Genomic DNA, 21,505 nt, shown 5'->3' on the forward strand with positions numbered 1-21,505 from the left:
CGGCCTCCGGCCGGTCCCCTTCGTGAGCTGCTGGTCAGCTACCCGTGCGGACTACGTCGGATGTTGCATCCAACGCAATTCCGCCCGGTATCAGCTGCAGCCGCTGGTGGAGCCGCAGCCCTCGCAGAGGTAGCAGCTGCCGGCGCGGCGCATCTTGGTGCCGCAGGAGAAGCAGAGCGGCGCGTCGGCGTTGAGACCGAGCTGGATCTCCATCAGTTCGGTGGAGTTGTGGGCCTGGGCCGGGGCCGGCTTGGGGGCCTGTACGGCGGCCGGCCTGGCCGGCGCGGTGGGCTCCACGGCGCGCGGGGCGGACTGGGCCAGGGTCTCGGTGTCGAGCTCTTCGGCGTCCAGCGGCTCGTAGGAGCCGGTCTCCAGGTGCCGCTGGCGCTCCTCCACCGAGTGGATGCCCAGGGCGGAGCGGGTCTCGAACGGCAGGAAGTCCAGCGCCAGGCGGCGGAAGATGTAGTCCACGATCGACTGCGCCATCCGCACGTCCGGGTCGTCGGTCAGGCCGGCCGGCTCGAAGCGCATGTTGGTGAACTTGGAGACGTACGTCTCCAGCGGGACGCCGTACTGCAGGCCGACCGAGACGGCGATGGAGAAGGCGTCCATCATGCCCGCGAGGGTCGAGCCCTGCTTGGACATCTTCAGGAAGACCTCGCCGAGGCCGTCGTCCGGGTAGGAGTTGGCGGTCATGTAGCCCTCGGCGCCACCCACCGTGAAGGAGGTGGTGATGCCGGGGCGGCCCTTGGGCAGGCGGCGGCGGATCGGGCGGTACTCGATCACCTTCTCGACGGCGGCCGCAATCTCCGTGGCCTTCGCCTCGTCCCTGCTCTTCTTGGCCGAGAGCGGCTGGCCGACCTTCGAGTTCTCGCGGTAGATGGCGAGAGCCTTCACGCCCAGCTTCCAAGCCTCGAAGTAGATCTCCTCGACCTCCTCGACCGTCGCGGAGGACGGCATGTTGACCGTCTTCGAGATGGCGCCCGAGATCCACGGCTGGATCGCGGCCATCATCCGGACATGGCCCATCGCCGAGATGACCCGCTCGCCCATCGCGCAGTCGAAGACCTCGTAGTGCTCGGTCTTCAGACCCGGCGCTCCGACGACGTTGCCGTGCTCGGCGATGTGGGCGACGATCGCCTCGACCTGCTCCGGCTGGTAGCCCAGGCGCTTGAGCGCCCGCGGCACGGTGCCGTTGACGATCTGCATCGAGCCGCCGCCGACCAGCTTCTTGAACTTGACCAGGGCGAGGTCGGGCTCGACGCCGGTGGTGTCGCAGTCCATCATCAGGCCGATGGTGCCGGTCGGGGCGAGCACGGACGCCTGGGCGTTGCGGAAGCCGTTCTGCGCGCCGATGCGCAGCACGTCCTGCCAGGCCTCGGTGGCGGCGGCCCAGACCGGGGCGTCCAGGTCATCGACCGCGACGGCGGCGGCGTTGGCGTCCGCGTGCTGCCGCATGACCCGCTGGTGCGGGGCCGCGTTGCGGGCGTAGCCGTCGTACGGGCCGACCACGCCGGCGAGCTCGGCGCCGCGGCGGTAGGCGGTGCCGGTCATCAGCGAGGTGATGGCGCCGGCCAGGGCGCGGCCGCCCTCGCTGTCGTACGCGTGGCCGGTGGCCATCAGCAGGGCGCCGAGGTTGGCGTAGCCGATGCCGAGCTGGCGGTAGGCGCGGGTGGTCTCGCCGATCTTCTCGGTGGGGAAGTCGGCGAAGCAGATGGAGATGTCCATCGCGGTGATGACCAGCTCGACGACCTTGGCGAAGCGCTCGGCGTCGAAGCCCTGCCCACCGTTGGACGCGGTGTCGTCGCGCAGGAACTTCATCAGGTTGAGCGAGGCGAGGTTGCAGCTGGAGTTGTCCAGGTGCATGTACTCGGAGCAGGGGTTGGACGCGTTGATACGGCCGGACTCCGGGCAGGTGTGCCAGTGGTTGATCGTCGAGTCGTACTGGATGCCCGGGTCGGCGCAGGCCCAGGCGGCCTCGGCCATCTTGCGGAAGAGCTTCTTCGCGTCGACGGTCTCGATGACCTCGCCGGTCATCCGGGCGCGCAGGCCGAACTCGGTGCCGTTCTCGACGGCGGTCATGAACTCGTCGGAGACCCGGACGGAGTTGTTGGCGTTCTGGTACTGGACGGAGGTGATGTCGTCCCCGCCGAGATCCATGTCGAAGCCCGCGTCGCGCAGGGCGCGGATCTTCTCCTCCTCCTTCACCTTGGTCTCGATGAAGGCCTCGACGTCGGGGTGGTCCACGTCCAGCACGACCATCTTGGCCGCGCGACGGGTGGCGCCGCCCGACTTGATGGTGCCGGCGGAGGCGTCGGCGCCGCGCATGAAGGAGACCGGGCCGGAGGCGTTGCCGCCGGAGGAGAGCAGTTCCTTGCTGGAGCGGATCCGGGAGAGGTTCAGGCCGGCGCCGGAGCCGCCCTTGAAGATCATGCCCTCTTCCTTGTACCAGTCGAGGATCGACTCCATGGAGTCGTCGACGGCCAGGATGAAGCAGGCGCTGACCTGCTGCGGCTGCTTGGTGCCGACGTTGAACCAGACCGGCGAGTTGAAGCTGAACACCTGGTGGAGGAGGGCGTGCGTCAGCTCGTGCTCGAAGATCTCGGCGTCGTCGGGGGTGGCGAAGTAGCCGTGCTTCTCACCGGCGGCGCGGTAGGTGAGCACCACGCGGTCGATGATCTGCTTGAGGCTCCACTCGCGCTGCGGGGTGCCCACCGCGCCGCGGAAGTACTTGGAGGTGACGATGTTCACCGCGTTGACCGACCAGAAGGCCGGGAACTCCACGCCACGCTGCTCGAAGTTGATCGAGCCGTCGCGCCAGTTGGTCATGACGACGTCGCGGCGCTCCCAGCTGACCTCGTCGTAGGGGTGGACGCCAGGGGTGGTGTAGATGCGCTCCATCCGCAGACCGCCCTTGGGGGCCTTGGCGGCACCCTTCGTGGCCTTGTCGGACTTCGACCCGCGTGCGGAACCGCTCGTCGTGTCTGTCACTTCTTCTCCTCCTCCTGGGCAAACGCCCTGAGCACCCCATTGCTTCCGGGTGCCCGTTCGCTCTTCCTGGTGTGCGGGCAGGCCGGAGTCGCCGGTCGCTCACGCACGGTCTGTAGTGTTCTGCGCGCCGATTTCGGGCGTGCGTGGTCCCCGCGGGGCCCGGTTGTGCTGCTGGGGTGGTGCTACGGGTCGGTCTGGTGCTGGGTGCTGCCGCTAGGGCGCGGCCGCGGGGGCCGGCACGGGCGCGGTGTCCTCCGTGGCGAAGGGCCGCTCCGTGCGGAGCTCGGCGATGGCCGCCTCGAAGTCCTCGAGTCCGTCGTACGCCCGGTACACGCTGGCGAAGCGCAGGTAGGCGACGACGTCGAGGTCCTTGAGTGGACCGAGTATGGCCAGCCCGACGTCGTGCGTCGAGAGCTCGGCACTGCCGCTGGCGCGTACGCACTCCTCGACCCGCTGGCCGAGCTGGGCGAGGGCGTCCTCGGTGACCGGACGGCCCTGGCAGGCCTTACGGACGCCGGAGATGACCTTCTCCCGGGAGAACGGCTCGGTGACGCCGCTGCGCTTGATGACCATCAGCGCTGCCGTTTCCACCGTGGTGAATCGGCGGCTGCAGTCGGGGCACTGCCGGCGACGGCGGATCGAGCTGCCGTCATCGGTGGTGCGGCTGTCGACGACGCGACTGTCGGAGTGCCGGCAGAAGGGGCAGTGCACCTGAGGAGTCCCTCCCTGGCGTGACGTGCGGACCGGTCGAGTCTATGCGATGAGAGCCCGGCTTCGACAACCCGACCGGGCGGCCAACCACAACTTGTGGGCTCCGGGGAGCACTGTAGCCACTAGATCTAGGTCTTTGAGGGAGGCTCGACCCCAGGCGTGTCGACACGGATTAGACTGCGTGAGTCGAACATTTAATCGATGTACAACAAAGCCTTGATCGAGTCAGTCAACTCCCGAATAATTCACTCGAACGTGTGTTTGGCGCAACCTTTCGATAGGCGGTGCCGTTGGGCTGGAAAAGGGGAGGACATCCGTCGAGAGGGGCCGCCGTGAACACGATCGAAAGCAACACCATCCCGGTGCAGGAACACTCCCAGCTCAAGGTGGGGCAGCGCACCACAATCCAGCAGAGTGTGGACCACAGCATGGACCGTAGCGAAGAACACCGCCTCGTCGGCCAGGCCGCCGCCACGGGCCGCGTCCCCGACCAGGTGCTCGAGCACTCCCCGATCCCGGACGACGGCCTCGGCCAGCAGACCCCCACCCGCTCCCTCCCGGGCCGCCCGCCCGGCATCCGCACCGACGAGGCCGGGCTGACAGAACGCCAGCGCCGGGTCATCGAGGTCATCAGGGACTCGGTCCAGCGCCGCGGATACCCGCCGAGCATGCGTGAGATCGGCCAGGCCGTCGGCCTGTCCAGCACCTCCTCCGTCGCCCACCAGCTGATGGCCCTGGAGCGCAAGGGCTTCCTGCGCCGGGACCCACACCGCCCGCGCGCCTACGAGGTGCGCGGTGTCGAGGTGGCCCGCCCCAACACCGCCGAGACGGCCGGCCGGCCCTCCACCTCCTACGTGCCGCTGGTCGGCCGGATCGCCGCCGGCGGTCCGATCCTGGCCGAGCAGACCGTCGAGGACGTCTTCCCGCTCCCCCGTCAGCTGGTCGGTGAGGGGGAGCTCTTCGCGCTCACCGTACGCGGCGACTCGATGATCGAGGCCGCCATCTGCGACGGCGACTGGGTCACCGTCCGCCGCCAGCCGGTCGCCGAGAACGGTGACATCGTGGCCGCGATGATCGACGGCGAAGCGACCGTCAAGCGGCTCAAGCGGGAGGACGGCCGGATCTGGCTGATGCCGCACAACCCGGCGTACGAGCCCATCAACGGCGACAACGCGACCATCCTCGGCAAGGTGGTCGCCGTCCTGCGCCGCCTCTGACGCCCCCGCAGCCGCAGCCGGCTGCACCGCGCGGCCGCTCCCCGGCCGCCGGCTGATGGCTCAGCCCTGGTGGTCGGGCCCCAAGCTCGGGCCTGGAACTCAGGCTGTACGTCAGCCGAACCTCGGCTGAGGCCAAGCCGAGACCCCAGATGAAGGGGGCTCCCGCGGTTCGTCCCGCCGGAGCCCCCTCTGTCGTTCCCGACCGCGCCTCGGCCGTGAGCCGGGCCTTGGCCGGCCCGGCTCACGCGCGCCTGGCCACCGGCCGGGGCTCCGGCGCCGAGGCGTCGATGGCGGCCAGCGAGCGGCGCACCTGGTTGCGATCGGTGGTGTACCAGAACTCCGGCATCGAGGAGCGGAAGAAGCCGCCGTAGCGGGCCGTCGCCAGCCGCGGGTCCAGCACCGCGACCACTCCCCGGTCGTCCGCCGCCCGCACCAGTCGGCCCGCGCCCTGCGCCATCAGCAGCGCCGCATGGGTGGCCGCGACGGCCATGAAGCCGTTGCCGCCCGCCTCCTCCACGGCCTTCTGCCTGGCACTCATCAGGGGGTCGTCGGGGCGCGGGAACGGAATGCGGTCCATCACCACCAACTGGCAGGCGGAGCCGGGCACATCGACGCCCTGCCAGAGCGAGAGCGTGCCGAACAGGCAGGTCTCGGGCTCGGCGGCGAACTCCCGGATCAACTCACCCAGGGTGTCCTCGCCCTGGAGCAGGATCCGGTTGTCCAGGCGCTCGCGCAGCGCCTCGGCCGCCGCCTGGGCGGCCCGCATCGAGGAGAACAGCCCGAGCGTACGGCCGCCCGCCGCACCGATCAGCTCCGTCAGCTCGTCCAGCATCTCCGGCCGGTCGGGCTCCCGCCCCGGCGGCGGCAGGTGCCTGGCGACGTACAGGATGCCCTGCTTGGGGTAGGCGAACGGCGAGCCGACGTCGATCCCGCGCCAGTACGGCGGGATGTCCTCGCCCTGCTCGGGCGCGGGCTCCTGCGGGGCGCGCTCGTCCGGCAGCCGGCCCTCCCCCGGCAGCCCGACCGAGGCGGCCACCCCGTTGAAGTCCCCGCCGAGCTTGAGGGTGGCCGAGGTGAGCACCACCGAGCGCTCCCGGTAGAGGTTCTCCCGCAGCAGCCCGGAGACGCTCAGCGGGGCGACCCGCAGCGAGGCCGTGCCCAGGCCGAAGCGGTCGCTGCGCTCGATCCACACCACGTCGTACGCGGACTCCGACAGCAGCCGGTCGGCCGTCTCGTGCAGCGTCTCGGCGGAGGCCATCGCCTGCTTGCGCACCGCGTCCTCGTCGGTGAGCGCCTTGTCCCTGGTCTCGCCCAGCGAGGTGATCACCTGCCGGGCGGCGTCCCGGATCGCGGTGACGGCGTAGCCGAGGTACTCGGGCAACTCCTCGACCCGGCCGGGCTGGGCCGTCTCCATCAGGCCGTGGTAGCTCTCGGCGGCGGCCTGCAGCGCGTCCACGGCCTTCTCGTTGGCCAGCCTGGCTGCCCGCTTCACCGCCCGGTTGACGGAGCCCACCGTCAGCTCGGCGGTGGCCGCGCCCGTCACCCGGTTCACCAGCTCGTGCGCCTCGTCGACGATCAGCAGCTCGTGCTCCGGCAGCACCGGCGCGCCCTCGATCGAGTCGATCGCCAGCATCGCGTGGTTGGTGACCACCACGTCCGCCAGCTTGGCCCGCTCGCGGGCCTTCTCGGCGAAGCACTCCTGGCCGTACGCGCACCTGGAGGCGCCCAGGCACTCCTTGGAGGTGACGGAGAGCTGCGCCCAGGCCTTGTCGGAGACGCCGGGGCTCAGGTCGTCGCGGTCCCCCGTCTCGCTCTCGTCGGCCCATTCGCGCAGCCGCAGGACGTCCTGGCCGAGCTTGCCCGTCGGGCCGCCGAGGGCGTCGACCGGGTCGAACAGGCCCTCACCCTCCTCACTCGGGGTGCCCTCGTGCGCGCGGTGCAGGCAGAGGTAGTTGGAGCGGCCCTTGAGCATCGCGAACAGCGGGCGGCGGCGCAGCACCGGGTGCAGCGCCTCGACGGTGCGCGGCAAGTCCCGCTCCACCAGCTGGCGCTGGAGCGCGAGGGTGGCCGTGGCGACCACCACCCGGTCGCCGTGCGCGAGCGCGGGCACCAGGTACGCGAGGGACTTGCCGGTGCCGGTGCCGGCCTGGACGAGCAGATGCTCGCCGTGCTCGACGGCGTCGGCCACGGCCTCGGCCATCCGGACCTGGCCGGGCCGCTCGACGCCGCCGACGGCGGCCACCGCCGCGTGCAGCAGCTCGGGAAGGCGGGCCCGGCCGGTGGCGGCGGGCGCTGCGTCGGCGTCGTCGCCGGGCAGCTGCTGGGGTTCGGAGTCGTTCGTCATGACGCTCCCACCCTACGGCGCGGTGGTGACAATCCGGCCCCTTCCCCGTTCTCCGGCCGGGGGCACCGCCCCCGGCATCGCCGCCAGCACGCCGGGGTGCAGTGCGTTCTCGACCTGGCCGTGCACGGCGGCGTGCGGACGGTGGGGGCGGTCCCGGTAGCCGTCGAGCAGCAGCCGGTTGCGGTTGAGGCAGAGCCGGTCGATGGCCGGGCTGAACAGGTCGAACAGCTCGAAGCGCTCGGCCAGCTCGGGGAACCGGGCCTGGTGGCGCAGGATCTCGGCGCGCAGCAGCGCCCAGAACTCGGCCTCCGACAGGGCGAGCTGCTGTTCGAGCAGCGGCGCGAGATAGCGGTAGACACCGATGAAGAGCCCGGAATGCAGGAACTGGCAGAGGAAGTCCGGCGGATCGCGCAGCAGCACGCCGCTGATCTCCGGGGGGAGGTCGCGCAGCTCCGGCAGGTCCTGGTCGCTGAGGTTCACATCGTCGACGAAGTCCTTGACGGCGAGGCGCACCGGGACGTCGTCGGCGTCGAACACCACGATGGCGTTCTCACCGTGCGGGGAGAAGACCGTGCCGTAGCGGTAGAGGAAGTGCAGCAGCGGCGGCAGCATGGCGGCGAACAGCCGGGCCACCCAGCGGGCGGGGCTCAGGCCGGAGCGGGTGATCAGCTCGGCGGCCAGCGCGCGGCCGTCCGAGCCGGTCTGGAGCAGCGCGGCCAGCGTGCGGGCCCGCTCGCCGGGGTCGAGGAAGGGGCCGAGCGGCTCACGCCAGATCGCGCCGAGCAGTTCCTTGTACTGGTAGGGCGTCTCGGGCAGCTCCCGGTACAGCGGATGGTCGACCGTGACGGAGGCGATCTCGCCGAGCAGGATGACCCGGCACTCGTCGCGCAGGAACGAATCTCCGTCCCGCACCCCGTGGATCCAGCGGGTCACGGCGGGGGCGGCGAGCGTGCGCTCGGTGGGCAGGCCACGCCAGACCAGGGTGTTGAGGATCGCCAGCGGCAGCTTGACGGTGCAGCGTTCGGGCCGGGTGATGTTGAAGAAGGAACGGATGGACTGCTGCGGGAGTCTCAGGTCGCCGTCACAGGGCAGTGGGACGATCTCGCCGCTCGCGATCCAGGGGGCGAACAGCGGCACCACGGTCTCGTCCCACTGCCAGGGGTGGACGGGCAGCAGCAGGTACTCCTCGGCGGCGTCGCCGAGCACCGCGCGCAGCGCGTCGGGGTCGTCCAGTTCCCGCCGGTAGAGCAGTTCGGGTCGCTCCAGGCCGGGCACGCCGCGGTAGCTGGCGAGCCGGCGGTGGACGGCGATCCAGGGCAGCGGCCGGGGCGTACGGGCCTCCGGTGACCAGCGGGCGGCGTCGGTGGCGGAGAAGCCGAGCCGGCCCTTGTTGGGGACGATCCACGGGTGGCCGCCCTGGCGGCCCTCCAGGTCGGTGTGGCTGAGGTCGGCGAGTTCGGCGGCGGTCGGCGCGGTGGCGAGCTGGTGGGCGTCGGCGAGCAGGGTCGCGGTGAGCTCGCGGACGAGGTGCCCGGTGGTGTCGCCGCCGAGGCCGAGGCGGTGCCTGGCGTACTGGACGAAGCGCAGCGGGTCCAGGCCGTCCTCGCGGGTGCAGCTGATCGACGCCGGGTCGACCTGCCAGCTGCCGTAGGCGCCGCGGCGGGCGGCGAACCGGTAGTCGGCGGCGCCGGGCAGGACGAGGCGGTAGCCGGTCCGGCCCGCGCCGAAGGCGGACGGGCCTGGCGCGGACGGGCTGGGGGACGCCGCGTCCTCGCCGGTCGGCTCGGGGGTGATCAGCTCCTCGTAGGCGAACTCGCCGAGCATCTTGGCCAGCATGGCCCGGCCGGCCCGCTGCCAGTGCTCCGGGGTGAGCTGCGGGGGCAGGTACAGCGCTGGCTCAGCGGCTGGCGGCTGCTGCACGGTTCCACTCCTGGGGTCGCGGAAGGCCTGCGGCGGTGGCCGCGGGGCTTCCGGGGGTCGCGGGGGTTCCGGTGATCACGGAGGCTCCGGCCGGCCCGGGATCGCCGGGTGGCACGGATGTTCCGCTTGGCACGGGGGCGCCGACGGTTACGGCAGGTGGGGCGGGTTGGGCAGATGAGGCGGGCGCGGCAGGTGCGGCCGCTCGGGCCGGTGGTCCCGGCTGCGCGGGCGGGGCGAAGCTCGTCCAGGCGGTGCGGCCCGGCAGCCGGTGGATCCGCCGGCCGGTCACGGCGTTGAGGATGACGGCGGCCCGGTGGGCGCCGAGCCCGAGGTCGGGCGTGCCGACGCCGTGCGTGTGCAGTTCGGCGTTCTGGACGTACAGCCCGCCGGTCAGCTCGGGCCTGGTGGCGACGCGGTGGTCGAGGTCGACCTGGTAGCGGCCGGCCTCGTCCCAGTCGATCAGGTCCGCCAGCGGTTCCAGCGCGGCCGGCCGGGCGGCCCGGTACCCCGTGGCGAGCACCACCGCATCCGTACGCAGCACGTGCTCGGCGCCGGAGTCGGTGTGCCGGCAGCGCAGTTCGAGGCCGCCGCACGGGCCGGCCGTGGCATCGGTGACGGCCGTGCCGGGGGTGATCTCGATGGTGTCCTCGGCCTGCGGGCGGCCGATGGTCCGCTCGTACAGGTGGTCGTGGATCTCGGCGAGGGTCTCGGCGCTGGCCGCCTTGTGCAGCTGCCACTGGGCGGCGACCAGCTCGTCCCGGACGGCGCCCGGCAGGCCGTGGAAGTAGCGGGTGTAGTCGGGGGTGAAGTGCTCCAGGCCGAGCTTGGAGTACTCCATCGGGGCGAGCGCGCGGGTGCGGGTGAGCCAGCGCAGCCGGGTGCCGTCGCCACCGCGCCCGCGCAGCAGGTCGAGGAAGACCTCGGCGCCGGACTGGCCCGAGCCGACCACGGTGATGTCCCCGGCGCCGTCCAGCGAGCGGCGGCGCTCCAGGTGGTCGGCCGAGTGCCAGACCCGCGGGTGGCCCTCCAGCGCGGCGAAGGCCTGCGGGCGCACCGGCCGGGTGCCGACGCCCAGCACGACGTTGCGGGCGGTGACGGCCGTCGTGGCGCCGGTGGCGGTGTCCCGCAGCTCGGCCCGGAAGAGGCCGCCGGCCTGGTCCAGGGCCGTCACCTCGGTGCCGAACCGGCAGCCGGGCAGGCGTTCGGCCGCCCACCGGCAGTAGTGGTCGTACTCGCGGCGCGGCAGCTGGAACCGTTCGGCGAAGTAGAAGGGGAAGAGCCGGTCCTGCTCGCGCAGGTAGTTGAGGAAGGACCACGGGTTGGTGGGGTCGACCAGGGAGACCAGGTCCGCCAGGAAGGGCACCTGCATCCTGGCGCCCTCGACCAGCATGCCCGGGTGCCAGCGGAACTCCGGCCGGGCGTCGCAGAACAGCGTGCACAGACCGGCGACCTGGTCCGCCAACGCCGCGAGCGAGAGGTTGAACGGGCCGATGCCGACGCCGAGCAGGTCGTAGGTCTCGCCAGGGGGATTGTCCGTGGGGAGGGGCATGAGGAAGAGGGTGTCCTAGGGGAGAGGCAGCGGGTCTTGCCCCCGCTGACGGTTCGCGCGCGGGTCGTCCTGGCCCGGACGGGCCGGGCGTGCGTCGGCCGCGCGCGGGTCGGCGGGGCCCGGGACGGCCCGGCGTGGGCGGATCATCAGGGCGGCGCGCTTGGTCGGCAGGTCCAGCTCCGCTGCGACGTGGAAGCCCGCCCGTTCGAAGGCCCGGACGGAGGGCAGGTTGCGCACGTCCGGCTCGGCGACCACGCGGCGGCAGCGCGGGCGGACGTCGAGGATCCGCTCGGCCAGCGCGGCGAGCAGCGTGCTGCCCAGGCCCCGGCCGCGGGCCCGGCTCGGGCCCAGCAGCAGGTGGACCCCCGTGTCGTGCGGCCGGGCCGGGTAGTGCCTGGCCAGCGGGTCGAGGTCGGCCCGGTAGACCTCCCAGTAGCTCATCGGGGTGCCGTCCAGCAGGCCCAGGCAGGGCACGCTGCGGCCGTCGCCGTCGAGTTGCTCGCGCAGGTGCTGCTCGGTGGTGGCGGGCGGCCCGTCGAGCTCCCAGAACGCGGCCACCTCCGGATCGTTCATCCAGTCGACGAGCAGGGGCAGGTCGGCGGGCAGGCGCACCGGGCGCAGCCGGAAGTCGCCCGCGTCGGTCGGCATGGTGCCCCAGCGGGCGATGCCGTCCAGCAGGTCGGCGGGGCCGCGGGGCGCGGCGATCCGCGCCCGGGTGCCGGCGGCCGGCCTCATACGGCGGCCACCGGGTTGGGGATGTCGACGTACACCGACTGGGTGGCGACCGGGCCCACCAGCTCGTCCATGCCGTGCAGCCGGGTCAACAGGTTGGCCTTGCAGGGCAGGGACGGCGAGTCCAGCAGCCGGGCCGGCAGTGCCGATCCGGTGGCCGCCACCCGTGGCCCGGCCAGGAACCGGCGCAGGGCCGCCAGCAGCACCGTCTCGTCGGCCAGGCGCTGCGAGCCGAACGCCCCGATCAGGCCGAGCACGTGGTTGATCCCGAGGTAGTAGACGAAGTGGTGGTCGACCACCTCGTCCTCGACGAAGGTGTCGCTGGCCGATCCGATGCCCGGCAGCCGGGCGTCCAGCCGCTCGGCCCAGCTACGGCGGAAGTAGTAGCCCTGGTTGTCGCGGTAGCGCCCGCCGACCGGCCAGCCCTCGGCGTCCAGCAGCACCAGGCTGTTCTGCTGGTGGGCCTCGACCGCGATGCCGGCCCGGCCGTCCAGCCACAGCACGGGCAGGACGACGGCGTCCAGGTAGCGCAGGAACCACTCGGTGGCGACGGTGGGCAGCGGGCGGCCGCAGCGCGCCGCCAGGGTGCGCAGGGTGTCCCCCAGTTGGGACGACGGCTGGGCGGGCGGCTGCTCGCGGCCGTCGCCCAGTGGCCGCTCCGCCACCAGTCCGGCGACGCAGAGCGCGCGCTCGTCCGGGCCGAACGGCTGCCGGCGCAGGACGGTGTCCAGGCCGCTCGGGTCGGTGCCGGCCGGGAGGTCGACGCCGATCCAGGCGGGGTCGCGGACGATGTCGAAGCCCGGGTGCGCGGCCCGCCACTCGGTGCCGAGGCCGGACTCCAGGAGGCGGTGCACCTCCAGGCCGCGGTGCAGCTCCTTGCGCAGGTTCTCCCGGCGGGAGTTGGTGATCCGAAGGCCCAGCGAGAGCTTGAGCATCCACGGACTGCCGGGCCGGCAGACCGTACGGACGGAGGAGGTGGGGTGCCAGGGCCGGCCGTGCGGGCCCAGGTCGTGCAGCCGGCCGGCGGCGAGCAGGCCGGCGACGGCGGGGCGCAGCGCGAGCTCGCGGGCCTGCCAGGGGTGCAGGGGCAGCGCGGCGGTGCCGGGCGGGAGCAGGCCGGGTGCGCCGAGCAGCCGGGCGGTGATCGTCTCGGCGCTCTCGGGCAGCGCGGATCCGGTGGCGAGCAGCTCGCGGTCGACCGCGTACCAGTGGAGTTGGAAGGAGCCGTGCAGCTCCGGGGAGTAGGCGGCGCTCTGCGCGGGTCCGAGCCCGTCGCGGCTCTTGGGGGTGGGGTGCAGCGGGTGGCCGAGCAGCAGGGCCTGCTCGGCGTTGAGGAAGGGGGAGGCCGGCCGCGCTCCGGCCTGCCTGCGGTAGGCCAGGATGTCGGTGGTCCGGATCACCGAGTCGGCGACCCGGGCCGTCAGGTCGGCGATCCGGCCGGGGTCGGGCCGGTCGGCGGCGGCCGCGGCGAGCAGCGCGGCCACGGTGACCGGGTCCACCGGGGCGCCGTCGGCGCCGTCGGCGCCGGCGAGGGTGGCGGCGCCGAAGCGGTGCCACCCGCAGGGGGACCAGTGCCGGACGGACGTGGTCAGGCGGGCCGCGCCGCCGAGCACCGGGATGTGCAGCTGCCCGTCCGTCCCCGGGGTCGCGCCGGTCTCCCGGGCCCAGCAGCGCAGCAGGTTCTCCAGGGCGGCGTGCTCGGCGGCGATGGCCGGATCGGGATGCAGCAACCGGTCCAGCTGCACCGGCTCCGGCCTGGCCGGCGCCGGCAGGGTGTGCCCGGCCTGGGCCGACGGGCACGGGGCGGCGGGCGGGGCTCCGGTGAGGGCGGTGCTCAAGGCTGCTCCTTGGGGCGCTGGGGACTGCGCGGCGGCGGCGGACCGCTCGGCGGGCGGATCTCGTCGGGGCCTCAGGTAAGGGTTACCTATCCCTGACGGGTGATCACAAGGACGGCTCACTCGTTGGAGTGGAAGACCAGCGGTTCCTCACCCGCAGGAGGGAAGTTCGCCCTCGTCCGGCGCGGCAGCGGGCCGCCGATCACGGCCGCGCTCGGTCGCCCGTCACGAAGTGATGACTGTCGCTCAGGGACCGCAACCAGGGGGCCACCACCCTCGTCCTGATGGCCAATGGGAGAATCGCAGGGTGCAGCAGCCGCGGATGGTGCCGCGGAAGCGAAGGATCAGGGGGAAGCGCAGCTCATGTCATCGATCCGCCGATCAGTCGACCGCGTGCAGGGGGCGGCCTCCGGGTCGGTCCGCGCGCGTCGTACCGCAGTCGGCGCGGCCGTCGCCGCCGCTGTCCTCCTGACCGCGTCCGCCTGCGGACCCGACGACCCGAGCGGCTCGAAGGCGGCTCCACCGCCGAGCGCCACCCCGGCCGCCGCGACCGGCTCCGCAACCTCCGGCGGCGGTGTGATCGGCGGTCTGACGCTGCCTTCGGGCATCCCCACCAGCCTGCTGGAGGGTCTCCCCAAGAACTGGGAGGACCTCAAGAAGTGGCGGTTCGAGGACTGGGACAGCTGGGCGTCCAAGCACGTCTTCAACAACCCGGTGATCAAGGACTTCTGGAACCCGGACAAGATGGGCGACTCCAAGCCGGCCGAGCCCGCGCCGCCGACGGCCGCGCCGGCCAAGGAGGACGGTGTCACCGACCCCGAGCCCGCCCCGGTCAAGGCCGCCGCGGTGCCCCGCCCGTACACCAAGCAGCCGTCCGGCAAGGTCTTCTTCAGCGCGGAGGGTGGCCGCGGCAACTGCTCGGCCACCGTGATCGCCGACCCGGCGCACCCGGGCAAGAGCAACCTGGTCTGGACGGCCGGCCACTGCGTGCACGCAGGCAAGGGCGGCGACTTCTTCAAGGACCTGGTCTTCATACCGGCGTACAACAACTCGGGCGCCTCCAGCGGCGGCAAGAAGGCGACGCTGGACAAGCTGGCACCGCTGGGCACCTGGTGGGCCGACAAGGTGGTGCCCTCGCCGCAGTGGACGGCCGAGGGCGGCCCAAGCGGTGACGCCGCCAGCCAGTACGACTTCGCCATCATGCGGGTGCACAACCAGAACGGCGGCGGCAAGTCCCTGGAGGAGACGGTCGGCTCGGCCGTGCCGGTCTGGTTCGACGCCCCGCGCGACAAGATCACCATCACGGCCCAGGGCTACCCGCTCGTCAAACCGTTCGACGGGCAGGAGCTCTACAAGTGCGACGGGGGCAAGCCGTCCCGGCTCTCGTTCGACGCCAAGCGGCCCTCGATGCACACCATCGGCTGCGACATGACCCAGGGCTCCAGCGGTGGCGGCTGGTTCGCCACCATGCCGGACGGCAAGACCGCGCTGGTCAGCAACACGTCGATCGGCACGTCGGAGCACACCTCGCTGAGCGGCCCGTACCTGGAGACCGTCGCCAAGCAGGCGCTCGACTACATCTCGAAGAAGTAGCGGGCACACCCGCCGACTTTCCGGCACCGGGAGACCAATCCGCGCACGCCGCGCGTACGAAGTACCACCAACCCGAGCAGCATCGACCGACGACGACCAAACGGGGAACGGACACCATGTCAGCCAACAGCCGTAGCAGTTCGATCAGCAAGCGCTCCGCGATCGCCTCCGCCGCACTGCTGACCGCACTGTCGCTCACGGCGACCGCCTGCGGGCCGGACAACGCCGAGCAGAGCACGGACGTCGCCGGAGGCGCGGCCACCGCCGCCGCTGACGCCACCTCGACCGGTCAGCCGGGCGCCGGCCTGCCGACCAGCCTCCAGGACCTGGCGAACTGGAAGCTCGACGACTGGGCCAAGTTCGTCAACGAGAACGTCTTCAACAACGACGTCGTCCAGGGCTTCTGGAACCTCACGAAGATGGAGAACGCCAAGGGCATGCCCGCCCCGGCCGCCAAGTCGGCCGGCGCCGCCGCGCAGAAGGACCAGTTCCCGGCCGCCATCCCGGCCAAGCCGGTGGCACACCCGTACAGCCCGAGCACCGCCGTGGTCGGCAAGATCTTCATGACCACCCCGGAGGGCGACTCGATGTGCTCCGGCACCGTGGTGAGCGACCCGCAGCACCCCGGCAAGAGCAACCTGGTCTACACGGCCGCGCACTGCCTGCACAAGGGCGGCGGCGGGTCGTTCTACAAGGACATCACCTTCGTGCCGTCCTACAACAAGAACGGCCAGGCCAGCAGGGGCAAGCAGTACACCGAGGAGCAGGTCTCCCCGTACGGCCGCTGGAAGGCCACCTCCGCCATGGTCTCGCCGACCTGGGTGAAGGAGACCGGCGTCGGCGCCCACAACCAGTACGACTACGGCATCCTCAAGGTCGTGAACGAGGCCGGCGGCGGCAAGTCGCTGGAGGAGACCATCGGCGGCTCGGTCCCGATCTGGTTCAACGCCCCGCGCGACCAGGTCACCACCGCCTTCTCCTACGGCTACCCGGCCGACCGTCCGTTCGACGGCATGGAGCTCAACCACTGCGACTCGACCACCAAGCCGGCCGGCATCGTCTACGACAAGTCCCGCCCGCCGATGTACGTCATCGGCTGCACCATGACGGGTGGCTCCAGCGGCGGCGGCTGGTTCATCAACAAGGACGGCAAGGCCAACCTGATCAGCGTCAACTCGATCGGTGACGACCCGGCCACCTGGATGGCGGGCCCGGCGCTGCTGGACAACGCCAAGGGCGCCTTCGACTACTTCGCCAAGAGCGCCAAGTAGTCGCGCGGAGCACACCGGCCCACCGGACTCCGGCATGCCGACGGCCGCGGGCCCCGATCTCTCCCGAGATCGGGGCCCGCGGCCGTTACGTGGACCGCCCGCTCAGCCCTGGGTCACCACGGCGTAGCGCTCCAGCTCGGCCGCCAGCTCCGCCGCCACCTTGGCGCGCAGCAGGGTGCCCTCACCGGTGTGCTCGGTGGAGAGCAGCTCACCCTCCGCGTGCACCCGGGAGACCAGGTCTCCCCTGGTGTACGGCACCAGGGCCGCCAGCTCGATGGCGGGGCGCGGCAGCTCCTCGTCGATGAGCTTCAGCAGCTCCTCGATGCCCAGGCCGCTGCGGGCCGACACCACGATGGCGTGCGGCTCGCGGCGCAGCAGGCGCTGAAGGACGTGCGGGTCGGCGGCGTCCGCCTTGTTGATCACCACGATCTCCGGCACGTTCTGTGCGTCGACCGAGACGATCACCTCGCGGACGGCCGCCAGCTGCGTCTCCGGCTCGGGGTGCGAGCCGTCCACCACGTGCAGGATGAGGTCCGCGTCGGCGACCTCCTCCATGGTCGAGCGGAACGCCTCGACCAGGTGGTGCGGCAGGTGCCGGACGAACCCGACCGTGTCGGCCAGGGTGTACACCCGGCCGCTGGGGGTCTGCGCCCGGCGGACGGTCGGGTCCAGGGTGGCGAACAGCGAGTTCTCCACCAGGACGCCGGCGCCGGTGAGCCGGTTCAGCAGGGAGGACTTGCCGGCGTTGGTGTAGCCGGCGATGGCCACCGACGGCACCTGGTGGCGCTTGCGCTCCTGGCGCTTGGTGTCGCGGCCCTTCTTCATGTCGGCGATCTCCTTGCGGAGCTTCGCCATCTTCTCGCGGATCCGGCGCCGGTCGGTCTCGATCTTGGTCTCACCGGGACCACGGGTCGCCATGCCGCCGCCGGAGGAGCCGGAGCCGCCACCACCCATCTGCCGGGAGAGCGACTGACCCCAGCCGCGCAGCCGGGGCAGCATGTACTGCATCTGGGCCAGTGAGACCTGTGCCTTGCCCTCGCGGGACTTGGCGTGCTGGGCGAAGATGTCCAGGATCAGGGCCGTCCGGTCGACGACCTTGACCTTGACGACGTCCTCCAGCTGGATCAGCTGGCCGGGGGTGAGCTCACCGTCGCAGACCACGGTGTCGGCGCCGGTGGAGGCGACGATGTCGCGCAGCTCCCGCGCCTTGCCGGAGCCGATGTAGGTGGCGGCGTCGGGCTTGTCACGGCGCTGGATCACGCCGTCCAGCACCTCGGAGCCGGCGGTCTCGGCGAGCGCGGCGAGCTCGGCCAGCGAGTTCTCCGCCTCCTCGACGGTGCCGTCCGTCCAGACGCCGACGAGCACCACACGCTCCAGACGGAGCTGGCGGTACTCGACCTCGGTGACGTCCTGGAGTTCGGTGGAGAGTCCGGCGACACGGCGAAGCGCTGCACGCTCACTCCGGTCGTACTGGTCGCCGTCGTAGTGGTTGCCGAGGTCCTCGTCGATGGCCGCGAGGTCCTCGTCCATCAGGGCTTCCGCCCGGAGGTTGCCGACGCGCCGGGTGGCGTCCTCGGCCTGGTCGCGGGTGTCGAACGTGGAGGTCATTCTGTCCTTTGGCTAGCTGGTAAGGGTGGCCAGTGTGGGACCGTGTCGGACGGCCCGCACATGGAGTCTGCCCAGCTGCCGGCCCGTTCACCGTACGGGCGGGGAATGAGCTACCCCTCGGGACCGCGGGTGCCACTGACACTTCTGTGATCAGAGAACGCCGCGGACCGGCCGTGAATTCCCCATGATGGTCGCACGCCCGGCCCAAGCCGGTCATCCTCATTTCCACCGCCGCTCCCACCGCCGGATCGCGGCGCCGCCGCACCCGGCCCCGGCCGCGGCTCGGCCTGCGGCTCGCTCTGCGGCTCGCCCGGCGGCGCGGGCTGCGGCCGGCAGACGTCGTACACGCCGGAGACCCGCAGCATCGCGCGCATCACCACCGGCAGCGCCGCGGCGGCCGGCAGCTCGATGGTGTAGGTGTGCCGGACCCGGAGCTCCTGAGGGGGCTCGACGTCCGCCGAGATGATCCCGACCCCCTCGGCGGACATCGCGGCGGTGAGGTCGGCCAGCAGCCGGGGGCGGTTGAGCGCCTCCGCGCGCAGCGTCACCCGGTACCCCGAGGGCGGCGCCGCGTCCGGCACCCAGGAGAGGGTGAGCGGGCCGCGGCCGGCCTCCCGCATCCGCTCCCCTGCCGGGCAGGACGCCCGGTGGACGGCCACCGAGCCGCCGCGGATCAGGTAGCCCGTCACCTCGTCCGGCGGCACCGGCGTGCAGCAGCGGGCCAGCCGCACGGGCGCCCCGGGAAACGCGGGGACGGCCACCGGCGCCGCCCCGCGACGGGCGCTCGGCGGCGGCGGGGGAAGCGGCTGGTCGGCCGAGCGACCGGTGTGCACCACGGGCGCCCCGGCGGGATGGTCCGCCAGCCAGCGCTCGATCGCCAGCCGCGCGCCGGGCGTGCGCGCGTGCGCTAGCCACTCCGGCACCGGGCCGGACAGCCCCGTCTCGGTGAGGATGCCCAGCACATCGCCGTCCCGCAGGACGGTGGACAGCGCCGTCAGCCGGCCGTTGACGCGGGCACCGATACATCGGTGCCCGGTCTCCTCCCCCAGCAGGTACGCGGCGTCCACGCAGCTGGCTCCGGCGCGCAGCTGAAGCGTCTCGCCACCCTCCGTCACCACGGTGATCTCGCGGTCTCCGGAGAGATCGGCGGTGAGGGTGGACCAGAAGGCGTCCGGATCGGGGGTCTCCTGCTGCCACTCCAGCAGCCGGCTCAGCCACCCCGGGCGCGCCGGGTCGGTGCGGTCCAGCTCGTCACCGGCGCTCTGGCCGCCCGGCTGGTGCGGGTCGCCCAGCGCGACCACTCCCGTCTCGGCCACCCGGTGCATCTGCCGGGTGCGGACCAGCACCTCGATCACCTCGCCGCCCTCCGCCGTGACGGCGGTGTGCAGGGACTGGTAGAGGTTGAACTTGGGCGCCGCGACGAAGTCCTTGAACTCCCCCGGCAGCGGGAGCCAGCAGGTGTGCAGCTCACCGAGCACCGCGTAGCAGTCCGCGTTCTCCTCGACGACGACCAGCAGCCGGCCGAAGTCCGCCGGGTGCAGCCCCTGCGGGAGCCCGTCCGGGCCGGGCGCGGCGGAGCGCTTGAGCAGCACCCGGTGCACGGACACGCAGTGCCGGGGCCGCAGGGTGACCTCGGCGGCGATGCCCGCCTCCGCGAGCTGGCGCGACAGCGCGGCGGCGAACGGCTCCAGCAGCGCGTCGGGGACGGCCTCGTGGGCGGCGACCAGCGACCGCGCCCGGGCGTACTCCTCCGGATGGAGGGTGGCGAAGACGATGTCCTCCAGCTCCGTCTTCAGCACCTGGATGCCCAGCCGCTCGGCCAGCGGGATCAGTACGTCCCTGGTGACCTTGGCGATCCTCACCTGGCTGGCGGGCTTCATGTGACGGATCGTCCGCATGTTGTGCAACCGGTCGGCGAGCTTGATCACCATCACCCGGACGTCGTCCCCGGTGGCGACCAGCATCTTGCGGAAGGTCTCGGCCTCGGCGGCCGCGCCGAAGTCGACCTTCTCCAGCTTCGTCACACCGTCGACGAGATAGGCCACCTCGGGGCCGAAGTCCGCACTGACCTGATCGAGCGTCACCTCGGTGTCCTCCACGGTGTCGTGGAGCAGCGAGGCGACCAAGGTGGTGGTGCCGGCGCCGAGTTCGGCCAGGATCATGGTGACGGCCAGCGGGTGCGTGATGAACGCCTCGCCGCTCTTGCGGGTCTGGCCGCGGTGACTGGCCTCGGCGGTGCGGTACGCCCGGCTGAGCAGGCCCAGGTCCGCCTGGGGGTGGTGGCGGCGGTGCGCCTGGACGATCGGCTCGATGGCGTCGGGCACCGGCGCGCGGCCGGTCGCCAGCAGCGCCGCCCGGCCGGCCCGGCCCAGCGCGACCCGGCCCAGCCCGCCCAGCGGGCGCCTGGGTGCACCGGCCCGCTCGGCACCCGCGTGCCCGGCACTGAGCTGCCCTGTCCCGGGCTGCCCGGCTTCGATGGTCATCGGCACCTCCGGCAGCGATCACCGGAGCGACTCCCGACCCGGTGGTCCATGCTACCGAGCACAACACGTTCCGCGACGCGCTGCTTCCCAGCTGTCATCGAGATCACCCGATCGGGGGGATTCGCCACGGAACGAATTGGGCAAACCACCCCATCGCACCGGCCCCCGGGCCAGCCCCGGCAGCGATCCCGGGGCGGCGGGGGCGCCGTGGAGCCACGCCGCCGCCCCCGTGGCCCAGGCTCCGGGTCAGCAGGGCAGGGTTGCCAGCCAGCCCGGGTCGAGCACGCCGGCGCCGACGATGACGGCGGGGCCGGTCATCTCGACCCGGCCGTCCGGGTGCTCGGTGATGACCAGCCGGCCGCCCGGCACGTCGACCGTGTAGGTGACGGCCTCGCCCGTGACCGCCGGGTCGGCGCCGTCCCGGCGGGCCGTCGCGACGGCCACGGCGCAGGCGCCGGTGCCGCAGGAGCGGGTCTCCCCCGAGCCTCGCTCGTGCACCCGCATCGCGACGTGGCGCGGGCCGCGGTCCACCACGAACTCCACGTTGACGCCCTCGGGGTAGACCCCGGCCGGGCTGGTCAGCGGGGCGGTGAACAGGTCGCCGGCGTGGTCGAGGTCCTCGACGAAGGCGACCGCGTGCGGGTTGCCCATGTTGACGTTGCGGGCGGGCCAGCGCCGCTCCCCCACCGTCACCTGGATGTCCTCGGGCCCGGGCAGCGCGGCCCTGCCCATGTCGACGGTGACCCCACCGGGCGTGCCGTCGGCGGCGTCCTGCCCGACCTGCACCCGCAGCACCCCGGCCCGGGTGGCCACGGCGAGCGGGCCGGGTTCGGCCAGGCCCGCGTGCACCAGGTAGCGGGCGAAGACCCGCAGCCCGTTGCCGCACATCTCGGCGACGCTGCCGTCGGAGTTGCGGTAGTCCATGAACCACTCGGCCTCGCCGGCCAGCGCGGCGGCGGCCGGGTCGGCTGCGGAGCGCACCACGCGCAGCAGTCCGTCGCCGCCGATGCCCGCCCGCCGGTCGCACAGCGCCGCCACGGCCCGCGGGCCGAGGGTCAGCACGCCGTCCGGGTCGGGAAGGATGACGAAGTCGTTCTGGGTGCCGTGCCCCTTGAGGAAGGGGAGGCCGGCCTGCTGCACCGGGGATTCGCTCACGTCACCGATGGTACTGAGCCCGGACGGGGTCGGCGGGGGCGGTCCGCTGGGTGGTCGGCCGCGCGGGACGCGGTAGGGCTCGGCGGTGTCCGCCAC

Annotated in this window: 13 protein-coding genes; 3 read left to right on the forward strand and 10 right to left on the reverse strand. The window is 72.6% G+C overall.

Annotated elements, in window-relative coordinates:
- Window positions 1–90: 90 nt before the first annotated feature.
- The gene (locus tag ACIBH3_RS23070; RefSeq protein ID WP_396313929.1) at window positions 91–2,991 is read right to left on the reverse strand and encodes a vitamin B12-dependent ribonucleotide reductase; all 2,901 of its coding nucleotides are present in this window, start codon (window positions 2,989–2,991) and stop codon (window positions 91–93) included.
- Between the two features lie 213 nt (window positions 2,992–3,204).
- A complete protein-coding gene (nrdR, locus tag ACIBH3_RS23075) occupies window positions 3,205–3,702 on the reverse strand; it encodes a transcriptional regulator NrdR (RefSeq protein ID WP_396313930.1) in 498 nt (165 codons plus the stop codon).
- Window positions 3,703–4,034: 332 nt separating this feature from the next.
- Here nrdR and lexA point away from each other — a divergent pair, with 332 nt between their 5' ends.
- The gene (gene lexA / locus ACIBH3_RS23080; RefSeq protein WP_396313931.1) at window positions 4,035–4,919 is read left to right on the forward strand and encodes a transcriptional repressor LexA; all 885 of its coding nucleotides are present in this window, start codon (window positions 4,035–4,037) and stop codon (window positions 4,917–4,919) included.
- 241 nt (window positions 4,920–5,160) lie between these two features.
- Here lexA and ACIBH3_RS23085 read toward each other — a convergent pair whose 3' ends face one another.
- From ACIBH3_RS23085 to ACIBH3_RS23105, 5 genes are all read right to left on the reverse strand, one after another.
- Window positions 5,161–7,263, reverse strand: coding sequence for an ATP-dependent DNA helicase (locus tag ACIBH3_RS23085; protein WP_396313932.1), 2,103 nt, complete (start codon window positions 7,261–7,263; stop codon window positions 5,161–5,163).
- A 12-nt stretch (window positions 7,264–7,275) separates the two neighbouring features.
- Window positions 7,276–9,099, reverse strand: a complete 1,824-nt coding sequence (locus ACIBH3_RS23090) for an IucA/IucC family protein (protein ID WP_396313976.1) — start codon at window positions 9,097–9,099, stop codon at window positions 7,276–7,278.
- Window positions 9,100–9,160: 61 nt separating this feature from the next.
- On the reverse strand, window positions 9,161–10,732 hold the full coding sequence (locus tag ACIBH3_RS23095) for a lysine N(6)-hydroxylase/L-ornithine N(5)-oxygenase family protein (protein WP_396313933.1): 1,572 nt from the start codon (window positions 10,730–10,732) through the stop codon (window positions 9,161–9,163).
- Window positions 10,733–10,747: 15 nt separating this feature from the next.
- Window positions 10,748–11,467: a GNAT family N-acetyltransferase gene (locus ACIBH3_RS23100; RefSeq protein WP_396313934.1), complete on the reverse strand. Its 720-nt coding sequence runs from the start codon at window positions 11,465–11,467 to the stop codon at window positions 10,748–10,750.
- Window positions 11,464–13,302: an IucA/IucC family protein gene (locus ACIBH3_RS23105; protein WP_396313935.1), complete on the reverse strand. Its 1,839-nt coding sequence runs from the start codon at window positions 13,300–13,302 to the stop codon at window positions 11,464–11,466. Before ACIBH3_RS23105 ends, ACIBH3_RS23100 begins: the two co-directional genes overlap by 4 nt.
- A 360-nt stretch (window positions 13,303–13,662) precedes the next feature.
- On the opposite strand from ACIBH3_RS23105, the gene ACIBH3_RS23110 reads away from it, so the two are divergent.
- Window positions 13,663–14,892, forward strand: a complete 1,230-nt coding sequence (locus ACIBH3_RS23110) for a trypsin-like serine peptidase (protein ID WP_396313936.1) — start codon at window positions 13,663–13,665, stop codon at window positions 14,890–14,892.
- Between the two features lie 116 nt (window positions 14,893–15,008).
- The gene (locus ACIBH3_RS23115) at window positions 15,009–16,163 is read left to right on the forward strand and encodes a trypsin-like serine peptidase (protein WP_396313937.1); all 1,155 of its coding nucleotides are present in this window, start codon (window positions 15,009–15,011) and stop codon (window positions 16,161–16,163) included.
- A gap of 102 nt (window positions 16,164–16,265) precedes the next feature.
- Here the strand turns inward: ACIBH3_RS23115 and hflX are convergent, their stop codons facing one another.
- The 3 genes from hflX to dapF form a co-directional block, all read right to left on the reverse strand.
- Complete coding sequence (gene hflX, locus ACIBH3_RS23120; protein ID WP_396313938.1) at window positions 16,266–17,771, reverse strand: GTPase HflX; 1,506 nt, start codon at window positions 17,769–17,771, stop codon at window positions 16,266–16,268.
- Between the two features lie 110 nt (window positions 17,772–17,881).
- Window positions 17,882–20,254 (reverse strand): RelA/SpoT family protein, encoded by a 2,373-nt coding sequence (locus ACIBH3_RS23125; RefSeq protein ID WP_396313939.1) that lies wholly within the window; start codon window positions 20,252–20,254, stop codon window positions 17,882–17,884.
- 246 nt (window positions 20,255–20,500) lie between these two features.
- Complete coding sequence (gene dapF / locus ACIBH3_RS23130) at window positions 20,501–21,409, reverse strand: diaminopimelate epimerase (protein ID WP_396313940.1); 909 nt, start codon at window positions 21,407–21,409, stop codon at window positions 20,501–20,503.
- Between the last annotated feature and the right edge of the window lie 96 nt (window positions 21,410–21,505).

This window comes from Kitasatospora sp. NPDC050543, from assembly GCF_044457565.1.
GTDB lineage: Bacteria > Actinomycetota > Actinomycetes > Streptomycetales > Streptomycetaceae > Kitasatospora.

Coding starts and splice junctions, on each gene's coding strand:
- ACIBH3_RS23100 (WP_396313934.1), bottom strand. CDS start 11,467: ATGAGGCCGGCCGCCGGCACCCGGGCGCGGATCGCCGCGCCCCGCGGC.
- ACIBH3_RS23125 (WP_396313939.1), bottom strand. CDS start 20,254: ATGACCATCGAAGCCGGGCAGCCCGGGACAGGGCAGCTCAGTGCCGGG.
- ACIBH3_RS23085 (WP_396313932.1), bottom strand. CDS start 7,263: ATGACGAACGACTCCGAACCCCAGCAGCTGCCCGGCGACGACGCCGAC.
- ACIBH3_RS23095 (WP_396313933.1), bottom strand. CDS start 10,732: ATGCCCCTCCCCACGGACAATCCCCCTGGCGAGACCTACGACCTGCTC.
- hflX (WP_396313938.1), bottom strand. CDS start 17,771: ATGACCTCCACGTTCGACACCCGCGACCAGGCCGAGGACGCCACCCGG.
- ACIBH3_RS23110 (WP_396313936.1), top strand. CDS start 13,663: ATGTCATCGATCCGCCGATCAGTCGACCGCGTGCAGGGGGCGGCCTCC.
- ACIBH3_RS23090 (WP_396313976.1), bottom strand. CDS start 9,099: ATGCTGGCCAAGATGCTCGGCGAGTTCGCCTACGAGGAGCTGATCACC.
- ACIBH3_RS23115 (WP_396313937.1), top strand. CDS start 15,009: ATGTCAGCCAACAGCCGTAGCAGTTCGATCAGCAAGCGCTCCGCGATC.